The organism is Pseudonocardia sp. McavD-2-B (genome assembly GCF_024124365.1).
Taxonomy (GTDB): Bacteria; Actinomycetota; Actinomycetes; order Mycobacteriales; family Pseudonocardiaceae; genus Pseudonocardia; species Pseudonocardia alni.
This window is the reverse complement of the sequence record NZ_JAMXSG010000267.1, coordinates 1-8,147: the sequence shown is the minus strand read 5'-3', so window position 1 is coordinate 8,147 and position 8,147 is coordinate 1. Positions and strand designations below refer to the sequence as shown.

The 8,147-nt window shown below is 75.3% G+C and carries 9 protein-coding genes; 5 read left to right on the top strand and 4 right to left on the bottom strand.

Features of this window, described 5'->3' with window-relative positions:
- On the bottom strand, nucleotides 1-1,128 hold a 1,128-nt coding region (locus NH602_RS25325), incomplete at its 3' end, for a glycosyltransferase family 4 protein (RefSeq protein WP_253069098.1).
- Between the two features lie 211 nt (nucleotides 1,129-1,339).
- Here NH602_RS25325 and cobF point away from each other — a divergent pair.
- The 4 genes from cobF to NH602_RS25305 all read left to right on the top strand — a co-directional run bounded on the left by cobF (nucleotide 1,340) and on the right by NH602_RS25305 (nucleotide 5,788).
- Nucleotides 1,340-2,146, top strand: coding sequence for a precorrin-6A synthase (deacetylating) (gene cobF / locus NH602_RS25320; RefSeq protein WP_253069097.1), 807 nt, complete (start codon nucleotides 1,340-1,342; stop codon nucleotides 2,144-2,146).
- A 30-nt stretch (nucleotides 2,147-2,176) separates the two neighbouring features.
- Nucleotides 2,177-2,668 (top strand): SRPBCC family protein, encoded by a 492-nt coding sequence (locus NH602_RS25315; protein ID WP_073574310.1) that lies wholly within the window; start codon nucleotides 2,177-2,179, stop codon nucleotides 2,666-2,668.
- 404 nt (nucleotides 2,669-3,072) lie between these two features.
- Nucleotides 3,073-4,764, top strand: coding sequence for a hypothetical protein (locus tag NH602_RS25310; RefSeq protein ID WP_253069099.1), 1,692 nt, complete (start codon nucleotides 3,073-3,075; stop codon nucleotides 4,762-4,764).
- Nucleotides 4,765-4,804: 40 nt separating this feature from the next.
- Nucleotides 4,805-5,788 (top strand): SDR family NAD(P)-dependent oxidoreductase, encoded by a 984-nt coding sequence (locus NH602_RS25305; protein ID WP_253069096.1) that lies wholly within the window; start codon nucleotides 4,805-4,807, stop codon nucleotides 5,786-5,788.
- Here NH602_RS25305 and NH602_RS25300 read toward each other — a convergent pair.
- Complete coding sequence (locus tag NH602_RS25300; protein ID WP_073574308.1) at nucleotides 5,778-6,362, bottom strand: TetR/AcrR family transcriptional regulator; 585 nt, start codon at nucleotides 6,360-6,362, stop codon at nucleotides 5,778-5,780. The two genes, NH602_RS25305 and NH602_RS25300, sit on opposite strands and share 11 nt — an antisense overlap.
- A gap of 172 nt (nucleotides 6,363-6,534) precedes the next feature.
- Between NH602_RS25300 and NH602_RS25295 the strand changes: the two genes are divergently transcribed.
- The gene (locus NH602_RS25295) at nucleotides 6,535-7,074 is read left to right on the top strand and encodes a DUF5709 domain-containing protein (protein ID WP_253069095.1); all 540 of its coding nucleotides are present in this window, start codon (nucleotides 6,535-6,537) and stop codon (nucleotides 7,072-7,074) included.
- A gap of 77 nt (nucleotides 7,075-7,151) precedes the next feature.
- Here NH602_RS25295 and NH602_RS25290 read toward each other — a convergent pair whose 3' ends face one another.
- Together NH602_RS25290 and NH602_RS25285 are read right to left on the bottom strand one after the other, a co-directional pair.
- Nucleotides 7,152-7,577 (bottom strand): SsgA family sporulation/cell division regulator, encoded by a 426-nt coding sequence (locus tag NH602_RS25290; RefSeq protein WP_179762318.1) that lies wholly within the window; start codon nucleotides 7,575-7,577, stop codon nucleotides 7,152-7,154.
- Between the two features lie 241 nt (nucleotides 7,578-7,818).
- A partial coding sequence (locus NH602_RS25285; RefSeq protein WP_253069094.1) for a hypothetical protein occupies nucleotides 7,819-8,147 on the bottom strand: 329 nt, incomplete at its 5' end.

Sequence of the window (8,147 nt, the reverse complement as noted above, 5' to 3'; positions counted from 1 at the left end):
GGCCGCGCTGCGGTAGACGTCACCGAGCCGGACCGCCCACGGTGCCGCCGCGAACCGGTCGAGGAACCGCCGCCGGGCCCCGGCCCCGAGCCGGGCGCGCAGCTCGGCGTCGCGGGTCAGCCGCACCAGCTCGTCGGCGATGCGGGTGGCGTCGACCGGGGCCAGCAGGCCGGTCTCGCGGGTCACGATCTCGGGGATCCCGCCGACCCGCGTCGCGACCGCCGGGGTCCCGGTGCCGTGGCCGAGCAGCAGCATGCGAGGCATCGTGTCGTGCCGGGTCGTGTGCAGCTGCACGTCGGCGGCGCGGAGCAGCGCGACCGGGTCGGTGCTGCGGCGGAACGCCACCCGGCCGGACAGCGCCTCGTCGGCGGCGACGCGCGACTCCAGCCACGGCCGCAGCGGCCCGTCGCCGCCGAGCACCACGGTGAGCGGCTCGTCCGGTCCGATCCCGGCGACGGCGTCGAGCAGCATGTCCTGCCCCTGGCCGCGGCGCATCGGCGCGACCGAGACGGCGACGACCTCGTGGTCGTCCACGCCGAGCCCGCGCCGCAGCTGCTCCCGCTCCGCGGGCGTACCCTCGCCCGGGTCGGCGGCGCCGTCCGGGATCACCGACAGGCCCTCGGTGGACCCGGCGGCGCGGCGGTACCAGTCGCGCTGCAGGGCTGACGTCGCGATCGTGCGGGTCATGAACCGCTTGCGCGCCAACGTCTTCGCGGTCCGCCGCAACTGGTCGCCGCGGTCGGCGGGGTGCTCGTGGATGTGGTGCAGCGTGGACACCGCGGGCACCCGCAGCCGGGCAGCGGCGGCCGAGCCGACGACGTCGGGCCGGGCGCCGTGGCTGTGCACCAGGTCGACACCGTGCTCCCGGAACGCGGCGAGCACCTTCAGCACGGCACGCGGGTCCCACGGCGCGACGTTCAGCTCGACCGGTGGTGCCCCGGCGCGGGCCATGCGTTCGGCGACGTCGGAGTGCCCGGAGGGGGCCAGCGCGACGACCACCACCCGGAACCCGGCGTCCGGGGCCGCGGCGGCGAGGTCACCGAGCGCGGCGGCGACGCCGCGGTCGTCGAGCGACTCGACGAGGTGTCCGATCGTCAGGGTCCTGCTGCTGTGATCGCTGGTGGGCACGGTGACGTGGCCTCCCGGGGTGGCGCTGCGGGGTCGGTCCTCGGCGGTCGGCCGGTGACCCGGTCGTGGCTCGCCGGTCACCATGACACTACCGAGTGACGACGTCGCGTGACGGGGTCGGACGCTGCGCGCATCGGGCGACACCGGGCGGGGGGTGCCTGCCGATCGGGGGAGTGCCGGGCAGCGCCCGGGGTCCGTTACGGTCACTCCGGTGCGCACGGTTCTCGTGATCGGGATCGGGGCCGGTGACCCCGACCACCTCACCCTCCAGGCGGTTCGCGCCCTGCGACGGGCCGACGTCGTGTTCGTCATCGACAAGGGTCTCGACGGCGGGGGGTCGCAGGACGACCTGCTGGCCCTGCGCACCGAGCTCCTGCGGCGGCACCGCCCGGACGGCGGGTACCGGCTGGTCACCGCGCCCGAGGTGGACCGGGACCGCGGCACCGAGGTCGAGCGCGACGACGAGCGCTACCGCGACGTCGTCGTCGACTGGCAGGACCGCCGTGCCCGGCTCTACCGCGACATGCTCGACGCCGAGCTGGCCGACGGGCAGACCGGCGCCTTCCTGGTCTGGGGCGACCCCTCCCTCTACGACGGGACGCTGCGCCTGCTCGACCGGGTCCTCGCCGGCGCGGGGGAGCAGTGGTCGGTCGAGTCGGTCGCCGGGATCTCCAGCGTCGCCGCCCTCGCCGCCGCCCACCGGCTGATCCTCAACCGGGTCGGGCGCCCCGTCCTGATCACCACCGGGCGCCGGATCGCCGAGGGGATGCCCACCGACGTCGACGACGTCGTCGTGATGCTCGACGGTCGCACCGCCTTCGCCACGCTGCCCGACGAGCAGCGCCGTGAGCTGCACATATTCTGGGGCGCCTACCTGGGTACGCCCGACGAGCTGCTCGTCGCCGGGCCGCTCGTCGAGGTGACCGACGAGATCCTGAAGGTCCGGGCCGAGGCCCGGGAGAACAAGGGGTGGATCATGGACACCTACCTGCTGCGCCGGGGTGCCGAGGAGCGCTGACCCGCCGCGGGCCGACGACGAGGAGGTCGCATGCGCTACGCCGACGGACCCACCACCGAGGCCACCGCCCGGGTCGCCGCACCGCCCCAGGCGGTGTGGGAGCTGGTGACCGACCCGGAGTTCCTGGCCCGGGTGTCGACCGAGATGCAGCGCGCCTCGTGGGGCGAGGGTGACGAGCCGGGCCTCGGGGCCCGGCTGCACGGCCACCACCGCCACGACGCGATCGGGGAGTGGAGCACCGTCTCCACCGTCACCGGTTGGGAGCCGGAGCGGCTGTTCGAGTGGACGGTCGGGCTCGGTGACGAGAGCGGGGCGACGGCCGTGTGGCGTTTCGAGCTCACCCCCGACGGCGAGGGGACCGCGCTGCGCCAGTGGGCCCGGATGGGTCCCGGGCCGTCGGGCCTCACGCAGGCAATCGAGCGGTGGCCGGACAAGGAGGAGCGGATCGTCGAGGGCCGGCTGCGGGAGTGGCGGACCGGGATGGAACGCAACCTCGACGCCGTCCGCGAGCGCCTCGGCTAGTTCCCCGTCCGGGGTGGCGGCCACGCGCCGGGACGTACGAGCGGTGGCCGTTCTGCGACGACCCGTCACCCCGGCGTCGCCCGCTCGTTGAACGGAGGGGACCTCCGGCGATCCTGAGAACACGGAGGGTGTTCGTCGTAGATCGTTGAGCCGTTCGGTCCAGCCGACCTGTCACTCGGCGTCCGGAGTCGACCCGTGATCGCCCGGGTCGCCGAGGTGCTCTCAGAAAAGCAACCTCGACGGGTCACCGTTTCGTAACGTCCCGAACCGGACGAGCCGGGTGACCCGGCCCGATCCGGCCGCTCCCCAGGGGTGCCCCCGCACCCCGGCCACGCCGGTGCCCGCGCCGTCCTCCACCGCTCCCCAGCACCCTCGCCCGCGGCGAGGCGGAAGGACCGCTCGAGATGGGCAAGCACACCCGGACCGGCCACCGTTCGACCGGCGTCGCCGCGGCGGTGGCCGCCGGCCGGCCCCTCCGCGGGCGGCGCAGGCACGCCGCTCCCTCCGCGGGCACCGCGCGCCGGATCGCCGCCCCCGCGACGCTCGCCGCGCTGCTGCTGACCACCGGCGCGACGACCGGGACGGCGTTCGCCGGCACCGGGTCCGACGACGGTTCCTCCGGCACCTCGGCGGACTGCCCGGACGGGTCCACCCCGGTGGGCGGCTCCTGTTCCGGCGGCTCCTCGGGATCCGAGTCCTCGTCGGGGTCCTCCGGCGGGCTGGGTGACCTCGTGACCGGGGCGGACGTCGTCGGCTCGGTGCTGGGTGCGGGCGGCTCGGGATCGGGCTCCTCGGGCGGGGACTCGTCGGACCAGGGGTCGGGGACGACGAGCGAGACGTCCGGCAAGGACTCCGGCGGCGAGGACTCCGGCGGCAAGGACTCGGCCGGCAAGGACTCCGGCGGCGACGACTCGGCCGGCAAGGACTCAGCCGGCAAGGACTCGGCCGGCAAGGACTCCGGCGGCGACGACTCGGCCGGCAAGGACTCGGCCGGTAAGGACTCGGCCGGTAAGGACTCGGGCGGCTCGGACTCCGCAGCCCCGGCCGCAGGCACGAAGGACTCCGGCAGCCCCTCCACCGGCCCGCTCGACGCGGTCCCCGGCCTCGGTGACCTCACGGGCGGCCTCGGCAAGGGCGTCGACCTGAACACCCCCACGAAGCCCCTGACGTCGCTGCCCGACCCGGCGCAGACCCTGTCCGACGCCGGTACCTCGGTGCCCGGCGCCGGGCAGGCCGGCTCGCTGGTCGACACCGCGGTGGGCGCCGCGGGCACCGTCGTCGGCACCGACACCGGCAACAGCCCGCTGGCCGGCCCGACCGACACCCTCACCGGCCTCGGCGACGTCGTGCCGGACCTGCCGTCGGTCCCCGGCGTCACCGACGGCAGCACCGACGAGCTCCCTGACGTCCCCGGCCTCACCGCGGGCGGACCGCTGGAAGGCCTCAACGAGATCGCGGGCCTGCCCGACACCACCCCGCTGACCGGCAGGGACGGCCCACTGCCGGATTTGTCCGGCGTCGCGCGCACGGCGGGCCTGCCCGACTACTCGGGTCTCGGCGGCCTGCCGGACGTGGCCGGGGTCGTCGGCGGCCCGAGCACCGGGCCCACGCAGGTCGACCTGGCGTCGAAGAACACCGACGGCGTGGCCGGGACCGCCACCGTCGACTCCGACACCGTCTCCGGCACCGCGACCGGCATGGACCCGGACGCCCGCTACGTGTCGTTCTTCTACGGCGCGACCTCCAGCGCCACCAACAACAACCCCTGCATCCTCGACGGCACCAACCCGCTGCCCGGCGGCCAGACCGTCGGCGAGTGGGAGGTCGACGAGAACGGCAACGGCACCCTGGAGGCGCCCAACCCGTCGGGGAACATGTACAAGCTCACCGGCGGCACCATGTCGATCCGCAAGGTCGAGCACGGCTTCGACAAGGCGACCGCCCCGCCGGTGAACCCGCTGTCGTACTCGCTGTCCAGCTGCGGTGCGATGGAGCGGATCTCCACCGCCGACCCGGTCACCGACGCCGTCCCGAAGCTCCCGACGGCGAACGTCCCCGGCACCCCCTACGTCTCCGGTCCGGGTCTGCAGGACTGATCGACGCGCGGGCGGCGCGGCGCTGTGGTCGGATCGGTCCGTGCTCGGCAGCGCTCTCGATACCGTCCTCGACCGCACCCTGGTCCCCGGCTACTCACGGATCGGGTACCTGCTGCGGCGCCCGGGCTGGAGCGGTGACCGCGCCGACCCGCCGCGCGGCGCCCTGACCGGGCGCACCGCGCTCGTCACCGGCGCGGGCGGCGGGCTGGGGGAGGCGATCGCGACCGGGCTCGTGCGGCTCGGTGCGACGGTGCACCTGCTCGTCCGCTCCCGGGACAAGGGTGCCGCCGCGCAGGACCGGATCCTGGCCGCGGTACCCGGTCTGTCCCGCGACCGGCTCCCGGTGCAGGTCTGCGACCTGGGCGAGCTCGCAGACGTGCGTGCGTTCGCGACCCGGTTCGCCACCGAGGTCGACGCGCTGGACGTGCTGGTGCACAACGCCGGGCTGCTCCCGCCCGAGCGCAGCGAGACCTCCGAGGGAAACGAGCTGACCCTGGCCGTGCACGTCCTCGGACCGCTGCTGCTGACCCGGCTGCTCACCGACACCCTCGCGGCCGGCGCCGAGCGGTCCGGAGCCGACTCCCGGGTGATCATCATGTCCTCGGGCGGCATGTACGCCCAGCCCCTGCGCGACGACGACCTGCAGTTCCGCACCGGTGACTACGGCGGCACCGCGGCCTACGCCCGCACCAAGCGGATGCAGGTCGTCCTGACCGGGCTGCTCGCCGACGAGCTGGCCCCCCGGCACGTCACCGTGCACGCACTGCACCCCGGGTGGGCCCGCACCCCGGGCGTCACCGGGTCGCTGCCGCTGTTCGACAAGGTCGTCGGCCCCGTGCTGCGCACCCCGGCCCAGGGCGCGGACACCGCGGTGTGGCTCGCGGCCGCGCCGTCGTCGGCGGTCGGGACCGGCCGGTTCTGGCACGACCGCACCCCGCGCCCGGCGCACTACCTGTCGCGGACCCGGGAGACCCCGGCCCAGCGCGAGCGGTTCCGCGCCGAGGTGGACCGGCTCACCGGCTGAGTCCGGGCGCCTCCAGGAGGGTGCGGGCGGCGCGCGTGACGTGGTCCAGCACCGTGTCCGGGTCGGCCCGCCCGACCGCGCCCCCGGGCAGCAGCGGCTGGACCAGGCTCAGCCCGAGCAGCCAGGTCAGGACCAGCTCCGCGCGCAGTTCGGCGTCGGCCCGGTCGGCGGCGCCGGCGGCCTGCTCGGCGAACGCCTCGGTGAACGCCCCGGCCAGCTCCACCCGCACGGCCGCGGCCGCCTCCGACGTCCCGGCCGAGCGCACGACCGGCCCGAACAGGTCGCGCTCGGGCCCGTCGCCGCCGTCGAGGATCGACCGCAGCAGGCGGGTCAGGAGCTCCTCCGGCGGGCCGTCGTGCAGCACGGCGAGGGCACGCTCGGCGGCGACCCGGGCGAACAGGGCGTCCTTGCTGCCGAAGTAGCGGAAGAGCAGCGCCTGGTTCACCCCGGCCCGGTCGGCGATCGCGCGGACCGAGGTGCGGTCGTAGCCGTGCTCGGTGAACAGGTCCGCGGCTGCGGCGAGCAGGGCGCGGCGGGTGCTGTCACCGGAACGGGCGGACGGGGCGGCGGTCACGGGGGAGTGCTCCTTCGTACGACGGGTGCGGCGCGGGAACCGGCCACGGCGGGTCCGGTGTCGGCGACCGTAGCGTCCGGGCGCCGGCGCATGGCGCGGCGCGACGCGGGGTACGCACGGTCGATACCGAACACCGCCCGACACATGGCCAGACCGAGGAGACCCGCGACCGATGGCATCCGCTTCAGGTGACGAGAACGAGTTCCAGCCGGAGGCGCCGGACATGGCGTCGGCGATGCAGCTGGACACCGACGAGGCGCTGACCGGTCCGTCGGACACCGACCCGCTGGACTCCGGCTACGTCCCGCCGGACCGCCCCTACGGCGTCGAGGACAACGCGGTGACCGCGGCGGGTCAGGAGGAGGGCGAGTCGCACGAGGCGCGACTGGCCCGGGAGCTGCCCGACGAGCTGCCCGAGGGAGACCCGGGCCGCTCCGGCCGGCTGACCGCCGCCGCCGACTCCGCGACGGGCGACCCGGCTGTCGACGGCGCCGGGACCGACGTGGGCGTCGACGGCGGCGCGGCCAGTGCCGAGGAGGCCGCCGTGCACGATGTCGACGAAGGCATCGTGCCGGTGGTCGACGAGTCACCGGTCGGGGACCCGGAGGTCAGCGACCAGCTCGCCCGCGACGCCGACCACGCCGACGAGGCGGCGGCCGACGCCGAGTGGGACGCCTCGACCGACCCCGAGTGGGCCGAGCAGAACAGCTGAGCGTCACCCGGCACACACGAGGGCCCCGGTACCGCGTCGCGCGGTCCGGGGCCCTCGTCGTGGGTGGGAGCGTGCGCTCAGGGGGTGGTGGGGCCCGCCGCGCTGCCGGTCAGCCGGGCGATGGCGCCGTCGAGGTCGAGGTGGTCGTGCTCCTCGCCGAGGTCGACGATCTCCAACGTCGAGTCGACGAACTGGGCCAGCAGGTCGCGGTCGACCTCCAGGACGGCGGACCCGCCGTCGGAGCGGATCTCCAGCTCGACGACGTCATAGCCGTCGATGCGCCGCGGCGCCATCCGGATGTCACCGATGCCGGTGGGCGTGGTCAGGCCCTCGATCACCAGGTCGCGGGCCACGAGCCACTCGATCCAGCGGTCGGACGACCGGCGCACCGAGAACGAGATCGCGAACGGGTCCGCGGCGCGGTACGCCCAGCGGCTCACGATCGGCGACGCCTGCCCGTGCAACACGGTGAAGACGTCCTGCTGGACCGACTCGCTGGCCATCGTGCTCCGCCTCTCCTGGACCCCCCGACCGCCGCGGTACCGCGACGGCCTCACACGGAACATCGTCGGAACGGGCCCGGACGCTGCACCCGGCACCGGGTTTCACCCGTTCGCGCCAACTGTCATTCACCTCACGGTACCCAAGTCGCGCAAAGGGTGTAACGCGAGGCCGGGTTCCGGCGAGAGACGCCGTCCGGTACGAGACCCGGTGACGCAGGGTGCGGTGCGGCCGACCGTCCCGTCAGCCGCGGTCGACGCGGTCGACCACCCAGATCCCGCCGGTGCCGGAGCGGACCGGCTGGGTGAGCCGGATCGTCGAGCGCTGCGCCGACCGGCCGTCGGTGGCGGCGTACACGCCGCTGCCGAGGCGGGTGACGGTCGGGTTCCGGTAGCCGAGCTCACTGCCGACGTAGGAGATCGTGACCTCCTCCGGGTCGAGCAGCCACGGGTCGCCGCCGGCGTCGGCCTGCTGCTGCATCCGCTTCGCGGTCGCCGCGTCGCCCGCGGGCCACATCGGCGACGCCGACGCGGCGGCCCCCGGGGCGCCGGTGCGGCCCGGCCCGGTGCCGC